The 16,583-nt window shown below is 70.4% G+C and carries 15 protein-coding genes; 13 read left to right on the top strand and 2 right to left on the bottom strand.

The window, feature by feature from the left end; translation table 11 throughout:
• Positions 1-119 precede the first annotated feature (119 nt).
• The 12 genes from pheS (at position 120) to ACFQW8_RS00020 (ending at position 12,921) form a co-directional block, all read left to right on the top strand.
• Positions 120-1,226, top strand: coding sequence for a phenylalanine--tRNA ligase subunit alpha (gene pheS / locus ACFQW8_RS00075; RefSeq protein WP_380084938.1), 1,107 nt, complete (start codon positions 120-122; stop codon positions 1,224-1,226).
• Positions 1,226-3,763, top strand: coding sequence for a phenylalanine--tRNA ligase subunit beta (gene pheT, locus ACFQW8_RS00070; RefSeq protein ID WP_380084937.1), 2,538 nt, complete (start codon positions 1,226-1,228; stop codon positions 3,761-3,763). The genes pheS and pheT overlap by 1 nt, the downstream gene beginning before the upstream one ends.
• On the top strand, positions 3,760-4,491 hold the full coding sequence (locus ACFQW8_RS00065) for an SDR family NAD(P)-dependent oxidoreductase (protein ID WP_380084936.1): 732 nt from the start codon (positions 3,760-3,762) through the stop codon (positions 4,489-4,491). The genes pheT and ACFQW8_RS00065 overlap by 4 nt, the downstream gene beginning before the upstream one ends.
• Positions 4,492-4,606: 115 nt before the next feature.
• A complete protein-coding gene (gene argC / locus ACFQW8_RS00060; protein WP_380084935.1) occupies positions 4,607-5,650 on the top strand; it encodes an N-acetyl-gamma-glutamyl-phosphate reductase in 1,044 nt (347 codons plus the stop codon).
• A gap of 5 nt (positions 5,651-5,655) precedes the next feature.
• Positions 5,656-6,063, top strand: a complete 408-nt coding sequence (locus tag ACFQW8_RS00055; RefSeq protein ID WP_380088535.1) for an ACT domain-containing protein — start codon at positions 5,656-5,658, stop codon at positions 6,061-6,063.
• Positions 6,060-7,211, top strand: a complete 1,152-nt coding sequence (gene argJ, locus ACFQW8_RS00050; protein ID WP_380084934.1) for a bifunctional glutamate N-acetyltransferase/amino-acid acetyltransferase ArgJ — start codon at positions 6,060-6,062, stop codon at positions 7,209-7,211. The genes ACFQW8_RS00055 and argJ overlap by 4 nt, the downstream gene beginning before the upstream one ends.
• A gap of 10 nt (positions 7,212-7,221) precedes the next feature.
• Positions 7,222-8,106: an acetylglutamate kinase gene (gene argB / locus ACFQW8_RS00045; RefSeq protein WP_380084933.1), complete on the top strand. Its 885-nt coding sequence runs from the start codon at positions 7,222-7,224 to the stop codon at positions 8,104-8,106.
• Between the two features lie 79 nt (positions 8,107-8,185).
• Complete coding sequence (locus ACFQW8_RS00040; protein ID WP_380084932.1) at positions 8,186-9,397, top strand: acetylornithine transaminase; 1,212 nt, start codon at positions 8,186-8,188, stop codon at positions 9,395-9,397.
• Positions 9,394-10,350, top strand: a complete 957-nt coding sequence (gene argF, locus ACFQW8_RS00035; protein WP_380084931.1) for an ornithine carbamoyltransferase — start codon at positions 9,394-9,396, stop codon at positions 10,348-10,350. The genes ACFQW8_RS00040 and argF overlap by 4 nt, the downstream gene beginning before the upstream one ends.
• Entirely contained in the window at positions 10,347-10,850 is a 504-nt protein-coding gene (locus ACFQW8_RS00030; protein ID WP_380084930.1) for an arginine repressor, read from the top strand. The genes argF and ACFQW8_RS00030 overlap by 4 nt, the downstream gene beginning before the upstream one ends.
• On the top strand, positions 10,847-12,307 hold the full coding sequence (gene argH / locus ACFQW8_RS00025; RefSeq protein ID WP_380084929.1) for an argininosuccinate lyase: 1,461 nt from the start codon (positions 10,847-10,849) through the stop codon (positions 12,305-12,307). The genes ACFQW8_RS00030 and argH overlap by 4 nt, the downstream gene beginning before the upstream one ends.
• Complete coding sequence (locus tag ACFQW8_RS00020) at positions 12,304-12,921, top strand: DNA-3-methyladenine glycosylase (RefSeq protein WP_380084928.1); 618 nt, start codon at positions 12,304-12,306, stop codon at positions 12,919-12,921. Before argH ends, ACFQW8_RS00020 begins: the two co-directional genes overlap by 4 nt.
• On the opposite strand, the gene ACFQW8_RS00015 is transcribed toward ACFQW8_RS00020, so the two are convergent.
• Positions 12,899-13,915, bottom strand: a complete 1,017-nt coding sequence (locus ACFQW8_RS00015; RefSeq protein ID WP_380084927.1) for an adenosine deaminase — start codon at positions 13,913-13,915, stop codon at positions 12,899-12,901. The two genes, ACFQW8_RS00020 and ACFQW8_RS00015, sit on opposite strands and share 23 nt — an antisense overlap.
• 16 nt (positions 13,916-13,931) lie before the next feature.
• Positions 13,932-14,696, bottom strand: a complete 765-nt coding sequence (locus ACFQW8_RS00010; protein ID WP_380084926.1) for a metallophosphoesterase family protein — start codon at positions 14,694-14,696, stop codon at positions 13,932-13,934.
• A 231-nt stretch (positions 14,697-14,927) separates the two neighbouring features.
• Here ACFQW8_RS00010 and tyrS point away from each other — a divergent pair, with 231 nt between their 5' ends.
• Positions 14,928-16,187: a tyrosine--tRNA ligase gene (gene tyrS / locus ACFQW8_RS00005; RefSeq protein ID WP_380084925.1), complete on the top strand. Its 1,260-nt coding sequence runs from the start codon at positions 14,928-14,930 to the stop codon at positions 16,185-16,187.
• The last annotated feature ends 396 nt before the right edge of the window (positions 16,188-16,583 follow it).

The following is a 16,583-nucleotide window of genomic DNA, read 5'->3' as shown; positions in this document are numbered from 1 at the left end:
GCCGGCCCGGGGGCGCGTGAGGCCTCACGCATCCGATGACCCAAGCCTGCAGGGCGCTGGCGCGCAAGCGCACTGGCCCGCAAGGGCAAACCCGTTGCCCGCGACGAGAAGTGGAAGCCATGTCTGGACCCAACACGAACTTCGACCCGGTGGAGGTCGCCGTGCTCGACCCCCGAGCCATCGAGGACGCCGTGACGAGCGCACTGGGCGCCGTGGCGGCAGCGACCTCGCTCGACGAGCTCAAGTCGCTGCGGCCCACGCACACCGGGGACAGGTCGCCCCTTGCCCAGGCCAACCGCGAGATCGGCGCACTGCCTCCCAGTGCCAAGGCCGAGGCCGGCAAGCGTGTCGGTCAGGCACGCGGCCGGGTGGGCCAGGCCTTCGCCGCGCGTCAGGTCGAGCTCGAGGCCGAGCGCGACGAGCGAGTGCTCGTCGAGGAGACCCAGGACCTCACCGTCCGTGTGCCTCGTCGCCCCGTGGGGGCCCGGCACCCGGTCAACCTCGTCTCCGAGCGCGTGGAGGACATCTTCGTGTCCATGGGCTGGGAGATCGCCGAGGGGCCCGAGATCGAGTCGGAGTGGCTGAACTTCGACGCGCTCAACATCGGACCCGACCACCCGGCCCGCCAGGAGGCGGACACGTTCTACGTCGCGCCGGCCGGGTCCGGGCTGGTCCTTCGGACGCACACGTCACCCGTGCAGGTGCGCACCATGCTCGACCGTGAGCCGCCCATCTATGTCCTCTGCCCCGGCAAGACCTTCCGGACCGACGACCTGGACGCGACGCACACCCCGGTGTTCCACCAGTTCGAGGGTCTCGTCGTCGACGAGGGCGTCACCATGGCTCACCTGCGGGGCACGCTCGACGCCTTCGTGCAACGGCTCTTCGGCGACGGGATCGTCACGCGCCTGCGGCCCAACTACTTCCCGTTCACCGAGCCGAGCGCCGAGATCGACTGCCAGTGCTGGGTGTGTCGCGGCGGCTCCGACGCTGAGGTCAAGGCGTGCCGTTCCTGTGGGGGCACCGGTTGGATCGAGCTCGGTGGCTCCGGCATGGTCAACCGACGCGTCCTGCGCAGCGCCGGGATCGACCCGGACCGCTACACGGGGTTCGCCTTCGGCCTCGGCATCGAGCGCTCCCTCATGCTGCGCCACGGGATCGCTGACATGCACGACATCGTCGAGGGAGACGTTCGCTTCTCCCGCCAGTTCGGAATGGAGATCTGATGCACGCCCCCGTCTCGTGGTTGCGTGAGCTCGCCGACGTCCCGTCCGACGCCCAGGGCGTCGACATCGCGGCGGCACTCGTCCGTGTCGGTCTGGAGGAGGAGGGCCTGCACGGTGGCGACATCGCTGGTCCCCTCGTGGTCGGCCGCGTCCTCACCGTGGAGCCCGAGCCACAGAAGAACGGCAAGACGATCAACTGGTGCACGGTCGACGTGGGTGACCACGGGCAGAGGACCTCCGAGGGCAAGGCCCAGGAGATCGTCTGCGGCGCCCACAACTTCGGACCCGGGGACCTCGTGGTGGTCGTCCTGCCCGGCGGTGTCCTGCCCGGCGGGTTCGAGATCTCGGCGCGCAAGACCTACGGCCACGTCTCCAACGGGATGATCTGCTCGGCCGCCGAGCTGGGTCTGGGGGAGGACCACGACGGCATCATCGTCCTGACCGAGCTGCTCGGTGCGGACGCAGCTGCCGCCCTCGAGCCCGGAGACGACGCCATCGCCCTGCTCGGCCTCGGCGACGAGGTCGTCGAGGTCAACGTGACGCCGGATCGCGGCTACTGCTTCTCGATGCGCGGGATCGCGCGCGAGTACGCCCTGTCGACGGGCGGGACGTTCCGCGACCCTGCCCGCCTCGACGTGGCCGAGCCCAACGACGACGGGTATGCCGTGTCGCTGGCCGACGAGAGTCCGCTCGAGGGCCGTGCGGGGTGCGACCGCTACGTCGCTCGCGTCGTGCGTGGCGTCGACACGACTGCCACGAGCCCGCCGTGGATGCAGAAGCGGCTGACCCAGGTCGGCATGCGCCCCATCTCGCTCGCCGTCGACGTGACCAACTACGTCATGCTGCTGCTCGGCCAGCCGCTGCACGCCTTCGACCTCGACACCCTGTCCGGGTCGATCGGCACGCGCCGTGCCCGGGCGGGGGAGACGCTCACGACCCTCGATGACGTCGAACGCGCCCTCGACCCGGAGGACCTGCTCATCGTCGACGGATCCGACGCGCCGCTCGCGATCGCCGGAGTCATGGGCGGTGAGTCCTCCGAGGTGAGTGACTCGACCACCAACGTGCTCATCGAGGCTGCGCACTTCGACCCGGTGACGGTCGCGCGATCCGCCCGGCGCCACCGGCTCACGACCGAGGCGTCCAAGCGCTTCGAGCGGGGCGTGGACCCGGCGGTGACGGCAGCTGCCGCCCAGCTTGCGGTCGACCTGCTCGTCGAGCACGGCGGAGGCACGCCGGACCCCGGCGTCACCGATGTCGACCGCCGCAACCCGCCCACGGTCTTCGACTTCCCGGTCACGCTCCCGACGCGCTACATCGGCCTGGACTACCCACGGGCCGAGGTCCTCACCACCCTGCGTGCGATCGGCTGTGACGTCGAGGAGCGGGAGGGTGACGTCGTCTCGGTGACCCCGGCGACGTGGCGCCCCGACCTCACCGACGGTCCCGAGCTCGTCGAGGAGGTCGCCCGGGTCCGCGGCTATGACCAGATCCCGTCTGTCCTCCCCCAGCCCAAGAGCGCCGGTCGTGGCCTCACCCATGGTCAGCGGGTCCGACGCACGATCGCCGGGACCCTCGCTCATCAGGGGCTCGTCGAGGTGCTGACCTACCCGTTCATCGGCGACGCCAGGTTCGACGAGCTCGGCTACGCGTCGGACGACGAGCGTCGCTCGACGGTGCGCATCGCCAACCCTCTCTCCGACGAGGCGCCGCTCATGCGGACCTCGATCCTGGACACCCTGCTGGATGCCTTGCGCCGCAACGTCTCACGGGGTGCGCGCGATGTCGCGCTCTACGAGGTGGGCCTAGTGACGGTGGGATCGTCGGCCCCTGCGACCGCTCCCGTTCCCCCGGCCGACGCCCGTCCCGACGACGCGACGCTGGCCCGGATCCTCGGGGCGGTGCCGGCCCAGCCCCGGCACGTGGCGTTCGCCGCTGCCGGTGACATCGAACGGGGCGGCCCCTGGGGCCCGTCCCGGCGCGTCGACGCCACCGACGGCGTCGGCTGGGCCCTGGCGGTCGGCCGAGCCGTCGGTCTCGACCTGTCCGTCGTCGCGGCTCGCGACCGTGCACCGTTCCATCCGGGCAGGTGTGCGGCCATCACGCTGTCCGACGGCACGGTCGTCGGTCAGGTCGGCGAGCTGCACCCCAAGGTCGTTGCGACGCTCGACCTGCCCGCGGGCACCGTGGCCGGTGAGCTCGACGTCGATGCCCTCGTGGCGGCGAGCGGGACTCCCGTCCAGGCGCACCAGCTGTCCACCTTCCCGGCAGCGCACACCGACGTGGCCCTCATGGTCGACGACTCGGTGGCGGCGGCCGACGTCGAGTCCGCGTTGCGCGACGGCGCCGGAGAGTCGTTGGAGGCCCTGGCGCTCTTCGACATCTACCGCGGCGACCAGCTCGACTCGGGCAGGAAGTCGCTGGCCTACCGGTTGACCTTCCGGGCCGATCGCACCCTCCGGACCGAAGAGGTGTCCGCGTTGCGTGACTCCGCGGTGGCTTCGGCATCGGCGGCGACGGGAGCGGTGCAGCGATGACGCAGCCGGTCGCGATCGTCACGGGAGCGTCCCGCGGCATCGGCGCGCACATCGCCGATGCGTTGCAGGACAGCGGGTATGCCGTGGAGCGCGGTTCACGCTCCACGGCGCCGGTGACGGATCGGCTGGCCGTCGAGGCTTGGGTCGGCGACATCGTGGCTCGCCACGGCCGGATCGACCTGCTGGTCAACAACGCCGGCGTCATCGACGCCGAGGTGGCTCTCGTCGACAGTGACCCCGAGCAATGGTGGGAGACCGTCGAGACCAACGTGCGCGGCCCCTACCTCATGACTCGGGCGGTGCTCCCGCACCTCGCCCCGGAGGTCGGGAGGATCGTCAACCTCAACTCGGGCGCCGCCTACAAGAACGCCGACAACGCGACGGCATACAACCTCAGCAAGGGTGCCCTGGCGCGGCTCACGTCGCAGCTCGGTCTCGGATCGGAGCGCACCGCGCTCGTCTTCGACCTAGCGCCCGGAGTCGTCAGGACAGACATGACCGAGGCGATGGTCATGCACCGCGGTCGGGCCGAGTGGACTTCTCCGCAGGAGGTGACCGACCTGCTGCTCGCCATCGCGCGGGGCGAGCTCGACCCCTGGAGCGGGCGGATGGTGCGTGCCGGCACCGACACCGTGGAGTCGCTCAGGACTCGTGCCGCCGCTGGCCTGTCGGAGCTCGATCGCACGCTCGGACTCATCGCCTGGGGTGACGACGACCCGTTGGCCTGAGGCCGGAGACGGTCGTGGAGCTCGACGACCGTCGACATGGACCGCTCTTCGCGGACGCGGGGCAGGTAGACGGCGGAAATTGCATAGTGATGTTGTGACATGCAAGACTATGCACATGCTGAGAGTCGCAGTCGCCGGAGCAAGTGGCTACGCCGGTGGCGAGGTCCTGCGATGGCTGCTGCGTCATCCCGAGGTCGAGATCGGCGCCGTGACCGCCGGAGGCAATGCCGGTGCCCAGCTGGGCGCCCTTCACCCGCACCTGTTCTCGCTGGGCGACCGAACCCTTGCCGAGACCACGCCAGAGACGCTCGCGGGACATGACGTCGTCGTCCTCGCCCTCCCGCACGGACACTCCTCCGCCGTGGCCGAAGGGCTCGGCGACGAGACGGTCGTCATCGACTGCGGGGCGGACTTCCGCCTGAGCAGCGAGTCGGCGTGGACCGCCTTCTATGACACCCCCTATGCCGGGTCGTGGGCCTACGGACTGCCCGAGCTGACACTGTCGGGCGGAGGGCGCGGACGTGATGCACTCGCCGCGGCCCGCCGAGTGGCGGTGCCCGGTTGCTATCCGACGGCAGTGAGCCTGGCCCTGGCGCCCGGCCTCGCGGCGGGTGTCGTCGAGCCGCAGGACGTCGTCGTCGTCGCGGCCTCGGGCACCTCCGGCGCCGGCAAGGCCCTCAAGCCACACCTCCTCGGGTCCGAGGTCATGGGTTCGATGTCGCCCTACGGCGTCGGGGGAGTCCATCGGCACACGCCGGAGATCGAGCAGAACCTCGGCGCTGCCGCCGGAGCGCCAGTCACCGTCTCCTTCACCCCCACCCTGGCCCCGATGCCTCGTGGCATCCTCGCGACGTGCACGGCCAAGGTCTCGTCCGGCACCTCCGCTGCAGACGTCCGCGAGGTCTGGGACACGGCATACGAGCACGAGACGTTCGTCCACCTCCTCGCGCCCGGTGCGTGGCCGGCCACGGGTCACGTCGTCGGCAGCAACCACGTCACGGTCCAGGTCGCACTGGACGAGCGCGCGGGCCGGGTCGTGGCCGTCGCCGCCATCGACAACCTCGCCAAGGGCACGGCCGGCGCGGCCGTCCAGTGCCTCAACCTCGCCGTCGGCCTGCCCGAGTCGACCGGGCTCCTCGGATCGGGGGTGGCGCCGTGAGCGCCATGCCACTGCATCTCATGACCCATCCCGAGCTGCTCGCGGTCGCGCGCCTCGATGCCGGAGAGGTACCGACGTGGGACTGGTCGGCCGGTCCCTTCGCGTCGCTGAGCCACACCCCGCACGAGACGTCGGTCGTCGGCCTCGCCGATGCCATCCCTGCCGGTGTGCTGTCGGAAGGCCCGTTCCGGGCGGTGGAGGTCGCTGGTCCACTCGCGTTCGACGCCGTCGGGGTCATGGCCGAGATCCTCGGCCCCCTCGTGCCGGCCGGGATCAGCGTCCTCGCCCTCTCCACCTACGACACCGACTGGGTCCTCGTGCCCGCGGGGAAGGTGGACCGGGCGTGCGAGGTGTGGCGCAAGGCGGGGCTGATCATCACGCCCACCATCCTGAGCGGCCGGGGCGGCGCATGAGCATCACTGCGGCACAGGGGTTTCGGGCGGCTGGCGCGACAGCGGGCCTCAAGGCTTCGGGCTCGAGCGACGTGGCGCTGGTCGTCAATGACGGACCCGACCATCATGTCGCCGCGGTCTTCACCGCCAACCGCGTGGAGGCCGCACCCGTGACCTGGTCGCGCCAGGTCGTGAGCGACGGGCGCGCCGACGCGGTCTTCCTCAACTCCGGCGGGGCCAACGCGTGCACGGGCCCTCGAGGGTTCCAGGACGCCCACCGCAGTGCCGAGCTGGTCGCCGACACCCTCGGGTGCAGCGCCACGGACGTGGTTGTCTGCTCGACCGGGCTCATCGGGGAGTTCCTGCCGATGGACCGGATCGAGGCCGGTGTCGCCCTGACGGCCGCTGCTCTGGAGGTCGAGGGCGGATCCGCGGCTGCCCGAGCCATCATGACCACGGACTCCGTGCCCAAGGAGGCCACCTCGACGCGGGGCGGCTGGAGCGTGGGCGGCATGGCCAAGGGTGCGGGCATGCTCGCACCCGGGCTCGCCACGATGCTCTGCGTGATCACGACCGACGCGGTCGTCGACGCAGCGGTCCTCGATGGCGCGCTCAGGGCCGCGACCACCGTGACGTTCGACCGGGTCGACTCCGACGGGTGCATGTCGACCAACGACACGGTCGTGCTCATGGCGTCGGGCGCCTCCGGCGTCCCCGTCTCGAGCGCGGACCTCACGGCTGCCGTCACCGATGTCTGTGCCGCGCTCGCCCGTCAGCTCGTGGCCGACGCCGAGGGTGCAAGCCACGACATCGCCGTCGAAGTCCGCTCTGCGGCAACGGAGCCCGACGCCGTCGAGGTGGCGCGGTCCGTCACCCGGAGCAACCTGTTCAAGGCCGCGATCTTTGGCAGGGACCCCAACTGGGGGCGTGTGCTCGCGGCCGTCGGGACGACCGGTGCTGCCTTCGACCCGAGTGCCCTCGACGTCGCGATCAACGGGGTCAGGGTCTGCCGGGCGGCCACCATCGGTGACGACCGCCACCTCGTGGACCTGGCACCGCGCGAGGTGCGCGTCGTCATCGAGCTCCACGCCGGGGACGCCACCGCGACGGTGTGGACCAACGACCTCACGCACGACTACGTGCACGAGAACTCGGCCTACAGCTCATGAGGAGCGTCCGGTGATCGACGAACTGACCAGGCTCAAGGCGAGCACCCTCGTCGAGGCGCTGCCGTGGCTCGAGCGCTTTCGCGGCGCCCTCGTCGTCGTCAAGTACGGCGGCAACGCGATGGTCGACGACGAGCTCAAGCGCGCCTTCGCGCAGGACATCGCCTTCCTGCGCTACGTCGGCCTGCGGCCCGTCGTCGTGCACGGAGGCGGCCCCCAGATCAAGGCCATGCTCGACCGTCTCGGGCTCGAGAGCGAGTTCAAGGGCGGCCTGCGAGTCACCACACCCGAGGTGATGGACGTCGTGCGCATGGTCCTGACCGGCCAGGTCGGCCGCGAGCTGGTCGGACTGCTCAACCAGCACGGACCGCTTGCGGTCGGCCTCTCCGGCGAGGACGGTGCGCTCTTCGGCGCCCGCCGTCGTGGTGTCGTCGTCGACGGGGTCGAGCATGACCTGGGGCTCGTCGGTGACGTGGTCTCGGTCAACACCCAGTCCGTCATGGACCTGCTCGACGCAGGGCGGATCCCCGTGGTTTCCACGATCGCCCCCGACCTCGACCACGAAGGGCAGGTGCTCAACGTCAACGCTGACACCGCGGCGGCGGCCCTGGCCGTCGCGCTCGGGGCTCGCAAGCTCGTCGTCCTCACCGATGTCGAGGGCGTGTATGCCGCGTGGCCGGACCGCTCCTCCCTCCTCTCGTCCCTGCCCCTGAGCCAGGCGCGCGACCTGGTCAGGACCGTCGACGCCGGCATGATCCCCAAGCTCGAGGCCTGCATCCGCGCCGTCGCCGAAGGCGTGCCCCAGGCCCATGTCATCGACGGACGCGAACCACACTCCCTGCTGCTCGAGGTCTTCACGTCCGACGGCATCGGCACCCTCATCGAGGAGGACGCATGAACGCACCCACGAAGTTCTGCCCACGCAGAGCGTGGGACCCGCCCCGCTGCGCTCCTCCGATACTTCGCGGGGACCGCGCATGAGCGTCCACGACAGCGACGACCAGCAGGACGTCCTCGATCGCTACGCCCGCTCGCTCATCGGCGTCTTCGGCGCGCCCCAGCTCGTCCTCGAACGAGGTGACGGTGCCTGGGTGTGGGACGTCGACGGCAAGCGCTACCTCGACCTCGTCGGTGGGATCGCCGTCAACGCGCTCGGGCACAACCACCCTGCCCTCGTGGCGGCCGTGTCCAAGCAGGTCGGCGAGATGGCGCACATCTCGAACTTCTACACCTCTCGGGTCCAGGTCGAGCTCGCCGAGCGCGTCCTCCAGCTCGCCGCAGCCCCTGCCGGCTCAGGTGTCTTCTTCGCGAACTCCGGCACCGAGGCCATCGAGGCGGCCATCAAGCTGTCCCGCCGCACCGGGCGCATGGGCATCGTCGCGGCCGAGGGCGCCTTCCACGGGCGCACCACCGGCGCCCTCGCCCTGACGCACAAGGCTGCCTACCGCGAGCCCTTCGCCCCGCTCATCCCCGACGTCGCCCACGTCCCCTACAACGACATCGAGGCCCTGCGAGCTGCGGTCACCAAGGACACGGCAGCCGTCGTCCTCGAACCCGTCCAGGGTGAGGCAGGAGCGATCGTCGCGGACCCGGCATACCTGCAGGCCGCGCGTGAGATCACCACTGCGGCAGGGGCACTTCTCATCCTCGACGAGATACAGACAGGGGTGGGCCGCACGGGCGACTGGTTCGGCTTCCAGAGCAGCGGCATCGTCCCGGACGCCATCACGCTCGCCAAGGGTCTGGGGGGCGGTCTGCCCATCGGCGCGCTGGTGACCTTCGGTCCCGAGACCACCGGGCTGCTCACCGCCGGTCAGCACGGGACGACGTTCGGCGGGAACCCACTGGTGGCCGCTGCGGGGCTGAGCGTCCTGACCACCATCGACGCCGACGGCCTGCTGGGCCACGTGACGGCGATGGGGGAGCACATCGTGCACTCCGTGACGGCCCTGGACCATCCCGACATCGCGGGTGTGCGTGGCCGAGGCCTGCTGCGCGCGATCGTCCTGCGGTCAGACCTGTCAGCGGGGATCGCAGCGGCCGCCCGCGAGGCGGGGTTCCTCGTGAACCCGGTGGCGCCCAGTGCGATTCGCCTCGTGCCTCCACTGGTCATCAGCCGTGAGGAGCTCGACCTCTTCGTCGCCGCCCTGCCTTCTCTCATCTCCACCGCCAAGGAGTCGTCACCATGAGCGCTACCGTTCGTCACCTCCTCAGGGACGACGACGTCACCCCCGCAGAGCAGGCCGAGATCCTGGAGCGCGCCGCCGCCATCAAGGCCCGACCGTTCAGCGACCGCTGCCTCGAGGGTCCTGAGGTCGTGGCCGTCCTCTTCGACAAGCAGACGCTGCGCACCCAGGTGTCCTTCGCCGGCGCCATCGCCCACCTCGGCGGGTTCCCGCTCGTCATCGACGGCAAGCTCGCCCAGGTCGGAGTCCGGGAGTCCATCGCCGACGTCGCCCGGGTCCTCACCCGTGAGGCGCGGGCCATCGTGTGGCGCACCTACGGTCAGGAGCGCATCGAGGAGATGGCGGCGCACTCGAGCGTCCCGGTCATCAATGCCCTGACCGACGAGTTCCACCCGTGCCAGATCCTCGCCGACCTGCTGACGATCAAGGAGCACAAGGGCACCCTCGCGGGCCTGACCTTCGCCTACGTCGGGGACGGTGCCAACAACATGAGCCACAGCTACCTTCTCGGCATGGCCATGTCAGGACTGCACGTCCGGATCGGCACCCCTGCCGACTACCAGCCCAACCCCGCCGTGCTCGCCAGGGCCGTGGCGCTCGCCGGCGACCAGGGCGGCTCGGTGACGATCCTCGAGGATCCGGTCGAGGCCGTCACGGGTGCAGACGTGGTGGCGACCGACACCTGGGTGTCGATGGGCTTCGAGAAGCAGAAGGAGTCGCGGCAGGGCTCGGCCAGCCCGTTCGCGACCTATGCCGTGAGCGACGAGCTCCTGGCACGTGCCAAGCCGGACGCGATCTTCCTCCACTGCCTGCCGGCCTACCGCGGGTTCGAGGTGGACGCCTCGGTCATCGACGGGCCGCAGTCGGTGGTGTGGGACGAGTCCGAGAACCGGCTCCACGCCCAGAAGGCCGTCCTGTCGTGGCTCATCGAGAGGTCGGGCGGTGACCGGCGGTGACCGTCTCGTCCAGCCGCACCGCACGCCTGCAACGGATCAACGAGATCCTCTCGAGCCGGGCCATCCGCTCCCAGACCGAGCTCCTCGGTGTCCTCCTCGAGGACGGCATCGACGTGACGCAGGCGACGCTCTCGCGTGACCTCGTCGACGTGGGCGCCGAGAAGGTCCGTTCCGGGAAGAACCTCGTGTATGCCGTTCCCGGGCAGGGTGGTGACCGCACCGTGCGTGTCGCACTGGAGGGCCAGGAGACGACGAACCGCCTGGCGCAGCGCTGCCACGAGCTCCTCGTGTCGGCCGAGGTGTCGGCCAACCTCGTCGTCCTGCGCACGCCCCCGGGTGCCGCGAACTTCCTCGCCTCGGCGATCGACCACACCACCGTCCCGGGCATCGTCGGCACGATCGCCGGGGATGACACGATCATGGTCATCACGACCGGAGCCGCGGCGTCTCGCAAGGTCGCCGCCCGACTCATGGCCTACACCCGCAAGGAGAACGCGTGAGCGCACACGAGACCAGCGAGGCAGCGTCGGAGGGGGGAACAGGTCTGAGCCTCTGGGGAGGTCGCTTCACCGGCGGCCCCGCCGAAGCATTGGCGGAGCTGTCCCGTTCCACGCATTTCGACTGGCGCCTGGCCCTGCACGACGTGGCTGGGTCGCGCGCCCACGCCCGGGTCCTCCACGCCACGGGCCTGCTCGGTGACGACGACCTCGCCGCGATGCTCGCAGCCCTGGCGCAGCTCGCCACCGACGTCGAGTCGGGTGCGTTCCTGCCCGCCCGCGGCGACGAGGACGTCCACACGGCGCTCGAGCGCGGGCTCATCGAGCGCGCCGGCGCCGACGTCGGTGGGCGGCTGCGGGCGGGACGGTCCCGCAACGACCAGGTCGCGACGCTCGTGCGGATGTATCTGCGGGAGCACGCTCGGACCGTGGCCGGCCTCGTCCTCGACGTCGTCGACGCCCTCATCTCCCAGGCGAAGCGCCACCCCGAGGTCGCCATGCCGGGACGCACCCACCTCCAGCACGCACAGCCGGTCCTCCTGGCCCACCACCTCCTGGCCCACGCCTGGCCGCTGCTGCGTGACGTGGAGCGGCTGCGTGACTGGGATGCCCGTGCTGGCCTGAGCCCCTATGGTTCTGGCGCCCTGGCCGGCAGCTCGCTCGGGCTCGACCCCGAGGCGGTGGCGGCAGACCTCGGCTTCGACGGTGCCGTCGAGAACTCCATCGACGGCACGGCTGCGCGCGACGTCGTCGCCGAGTTCGCGTTCGTGACCGCGATGGTCTCGGTCGACCTGTCACGCCTGGCCGAGGAGGTCATCCTCTGGGCGACCAAGGAGTTCGGTTTCGTCACGCTCGACGACTCCTACTCCACGGGGTCGAGCATCATGCCGCAGAAGAAGAACCCCGACGTCGCCGAGCTCGCTCGTGGCAAGTCCGGTCGACTCGTCGGCAACCTCACCGGGCTCCTCACCACGCTCAAGGGCCTGCCACTGGCCTACAACCGTGACCTCCAGGAGGACAAGGAGCCGGTCTTCGACTCCATCGACACGCTCGAGGTCCTCCTGCCTGCCTTCAGTGGCATGGTCGGCACGATGGTCTTCGACACCGACCGGCTCGCCTCCCTTGCGCCGCAGGGCTTCTCGCTCGCCACGGACATCGCCGAGTGGCTGGTGCGTGAAGGCGTCGCCTTCCGCGTCGCCCATGAGGTCGCGGGGGAGTGCGTGCGGGTCTGTGAGGGTCGCGGCATCGAGCTCTGGGACCTGTCCGACGAGGATCTGTCGGGCATCGACGAGCACCTGACGCCTTCCGTGCGTGAGGTCCTCACCGTCGAGGGCTCACTCGCATCGCGAGACGCGAAGGGCGGCACCGCCCCCTTGCGGGTGGCCGAGCAGCTGGCCCGCGCGACGGAGCAGCGTGACGAGCTCCGCCGCTGGGCCGAGGTCCAGCCCAGCATCCGGTGAGCCGCCTTGCCAGGGACTTCTTCGCGCGGCCAGTCCTCGACGTCGCGCCGGAGCTCCTCGGCGCCCGTCTCGTCCACGGCGACGTGGTCCTCCGGCTCACCGAGGTCGAGGCGTATGCCGGGACCGCGGACCCGGGGTCGCACGCCTTCCGCGGTCCGACGCCGCGCACCGCGGTGATGTTCGGGCCGGCGGGTCACCTCTACGTCTACTTCACCTACGGAATGCACTGGTGCGCCAACGTCGTGTGCGGGGTCGAGGGCGAGGCCAGCGCCGTGCTGCTGCGCGCCGGGGAGCTCGAGGCGGGCCATGACCTGGTCGCGCAGCGCCGACCCGGGGTGACGTCCCGGGACCTGGCCCGTGGACCGGCCCGGCTCGCCAGGAGCCTGGCGTTGGACGGGACGCACACCGGGGCGGACGTGTGCGCGGACGACGCGGAGGTCCATCTCCTCGAGCCGACGACCGAGGTCGACCGGTCCCTCGTCCGCACCGGACCACGTGTCGGCGTCAGTGGCCCGGGAGGTGACGGGGCGGCATACCCCTGGCGGTTCTGGATCGATGCGGAACCGACGGTGAGCGCCTACCGGCCCGGCGTCATCCGTCGACGTGCTCGCTGATCTCGACGCGCAGGCGTTCCTTGACGGCATCGGGGGCATAGCTCGCGTCCACGGCGGTCACGGCCAGGGCACCCAGCCCACGCTCGTCGAGGTCGAGCAGGTCGGCTGCGATCTCGTACTCGCGGTTGAGCGTCGTCCCGAACATCGGCGGGTCGTCGCTGTTGACGGTGACGACGACGCCGGCGTCGCGCAGCGCCCGGATCGGGTGGTCCTCGAGCTGCTCGACACAGCGGGTCGCGAGGTTGGACGTCGGACAGACCTCGAGAGGGATGCGGTCGGCGACCAGCCGCTCGACCAGCAGCGGGTCGTCGACGGAGCGGATGCCGTGGCCGATGCGTTCGGCCCCGAGGGCATCCAGCGCATCCCAGACGGACTGGGCATCGGTGGACTCGCCGGCGTGGGGGAGTGAGCGCAGACCGGCGGCACGGGCGCGGTCGAAGTGCGGCTTGAACTGGGGGCGGGGCACCTCGGGGCCGCCCAGTCCGAACCCGATGAGTGCCTGCGGGCCGTGATCGAGCGCGTAGCCGAGCGTCGCGTCCGCGGACTCCAGCCCGGCCTCGCCCGGGATGTCGTAGATCCACTGCAGGACGATGCCGTGGTCGCGCTCAGCCGCCCGCCGAGCGTCCTCGATGGCCTCGGTGTAGGCCTCGATCGCGATGCCCATCCGCACGCTGGTGAACGGGGTCATCGTCAGCTCGGCGTAGCGAACCTGCTGTGCCGCAAGCCCTTCGGCCACCTCGTAGGTGAGCAGGTGGATGTCCTCGGGCGTCCGCAGGAGTCCTACGACCGCGAGGTAGACGTCGATGAAGTGGCCGAAGTCCGAGAACGTGTAGAAGTCGCGCAGTGCCTCGATGCCCTGGGGCACACCGGCATCCGGGTGTCGCCCGGCCAGTCGCGCCACCGTCTCCGGCCGTGCCGAGCCGACGTGGTGGACGTGCAGCTCAGCCTTCGGCAGCCCTGCGATGAACTCTGCGTATGCCGTCCGCTCACTCATGCCCGGAGTCTGCCAGTCACGCCGTGGAGGGGTTCCCGACCCTCGGCGTGAACGCCGTCAGCGCGTCGAGGTCGCTGTTGCGCGAGCGGACGTACTCGTCGGCCCAAGCCGCGCGGTCGGGGTACTCGGACTCGGCAATGATGCGGGCGCACACGGCGTCGACGTCGATCTCGGTGTGGCGCAACGAGACCTGGCCGTGGTCGAGGAGAGCCCACGCTCCGCCCGTGCGGCCGTAGGGCATGCCGACGCTTCCAGGGTTGAGGACCAGCCGGCGATCGACGAGGCGTACGAAGGGCATGTGGGTGTGCCCGCAGGCAACCGTCCCCACCTCGTCAGGCACGGTCGAGAGGGCGTTCTGCCACGCGGGGACCGGCGAGTCGACGAGCACGACCTCGTCGTCGTCGCGGGGTGACCCGTGGCAGAAGAGGACGGGGCCGAAACCGGCGATGTCGACCGTGACGGGGTGGGGTAGCCCTGCCAGGACGGCGATCTGGTCCTCCCGCAGGGCATGGGCCGCCCACAGGGACTCGGGATGCGCACTGTCCGCGCCGGACCGGATGGCGACTGCTTCGCGGTCTGCGTTGCCCCGCACGAGCACGATGCGATCGCCGAGCGAGGTGAGCGCATCGAGCGTCTCGACGGGCATGGGTCCGGCCGTGTGGTCCCCAGTGACGACGACGAGGTCCGCGCCGGCGACGTCGGGTTCGGCCAGCACCGCCTCCAGGACCGGCAGCACCCCGTGCACGTCGGACAGCACCACCACACGTTGCGCATCGACCATGGCGGCAGTCTCTCAGTCCGCCAGGGCCTGCGCCACGGCCCGGGCGCCGAGCGGCGCAAGGGCATGGGGCGGGGAGCGTGGAACCAGGCCGCCCCTTCGCGCAGGGTATCCGCGAGAGCGCGGACGGTCTCGAGACCCACGGGGGTCCCACCCTGGAAGCGTGGGCAGGACGCCATCCCACACGTAGATGCGCCCCGCGTCCACCGAGTCGTCCGTGGCAGGCTGACGCCTGTGAAAGACATCCTTGCTGAACTGCAGTGGCGCGGCCTTGTCGCCCAGACGACTGACGAGGGTGCCCTGCGGGACGCCCTCACCAACGGGCCGATCACCGCCTACTGCGGGTTCGACCCGACGGCACCCTCGCTCCACTTCGGCAACCTCGTCCAGCTCATCGTGCTGCGACACCTCCAGCGCGCTGGCCACCGGGTGATCTGCCTCGTAGGGGGGTCGACCGGCCTCATCGGCGACCCGCGCCCGAGCTCGGAGCGGGTGCTCAAGACCAAGGAACAGACGGCCGAGTGGGTTGCGGGCATCCAGGACCAGGTCCGGCCGTTCCTCGACTTCGAGGGTGACAACGCGGCAGTCATGGTCAACAACCTCGACTGGACAGCGCCGATGTCGGCGCTCGACTTCCTGCGCGACATCGGGAAGCACTTCCGCGTCAACCAGATGCTCAAGAAGGACGCGGTGGCGGCGCGGCTGGGCTCGGACGAGGGCATCTCGTACACGGAGTTCAGCTACCAGATCCTGCAGGGTCTCGACTTCCTCGAGCTCTACCGCGCCTACGGCTGCACCCTCCAGACCGGTGGGCAGGACCAGTGGGGCAACCTCACCGCCGGTTCGGACCTCATCCACAAGGTCGAGGGGGAGTCCGTCCACCTGCTGACGACCCCGCTCGTCACCGACGCTGCCGGCAACAAGTTCGGCAAGAGCGAGGGCAACGCCGTCTGGCTGTCCCCTGCGATGACGAGCCCCTACGCCTTCTACCAGTACTGGCTCAACGTCGAGGACGCCTCTGTCATCAAGCTCCTGCGGATCTTCACCGACCGCACCCAGGACGAGGTGGCCGAGCTGGAGCGTCAGCTCGCGGAGGAGCCCTTCCGGCGAGCTGCGCAGCGCACCCTCGCGGCAGACGTGACGACCCTCGTCCATGGTGCGCAGGCCACCGCCTCGGTCCAGGCGGCGTCCGAGGCCCTCTTCGGCAAGGGCGACCTCGCTGCCCTGGACCTGCGAACGCTGCAGGACGCGACGGCCGAGCTGCCCGGGGGAGAGGTGTCGTCGGGGATGACCATGACCGATGCCCTCGTGGCCGTCGGGCTGGTCGACTCCCGCAACGCCGCCCGACGCGCCATAGGCGACGGCGGAGCCTCGGTCAACGGCGAGAAGGTCAGCGACGCGGAGTTCACCCTGCGCGATGAGCACTTCCTCCACGGCTCGGTGGCGATCCTCCGGCGCGGCCGCAAGTCCATGGCTGCCGCCCGCAAGGTCTAGAACCGTTGTCCCACAACATAATCGGGTATGCCGGGTGGTCCGCGACCCGCTGACCCCGAGCCGATTTGTGTTCTGGTCCGGGAGTCATCTACTGTTCTCGATGTCAGCCCGCAAGGGAGGAACGGACACCACGGTGTGGGGCTTGAGGCCCCGTGCGAAGTAGGCCGGTCCCAAGGTTGACTCGACCAGCCCGGAACGGTGGAAACACTGGTTCGAGAGGCGCCGAGAGGCTGCTAAGGTTGGAACCCCGCGAAGATCCAAGCGCAGTCGGGTCCGGGCCGTGAAAGTGTGCGGTCGCCGGATTTGACGCCCAAGTGTGGCCGTGGGTAGGTTTTGTGAGGTTGCCCTGTTGTCTGGCCCCGTGTGTGGGTTGGGTGGTGGTGTGCGTCCGATCCT

Origin of the sequence: Knoellia altitudinis (assembly GCF_042666355.1) — a bacterium.
Lineage (GTDB): Bacteria > Actinomycetota > Actinomycetes > Actinomycetales > Dermatophilaceae > Knoellia > Knoellia altitudinis.
The sequence above is the reverse complement of the archived record's forward strand: the minus strand, read 5'-3'. Positions and strand labels throughout refer to the sequence as shown.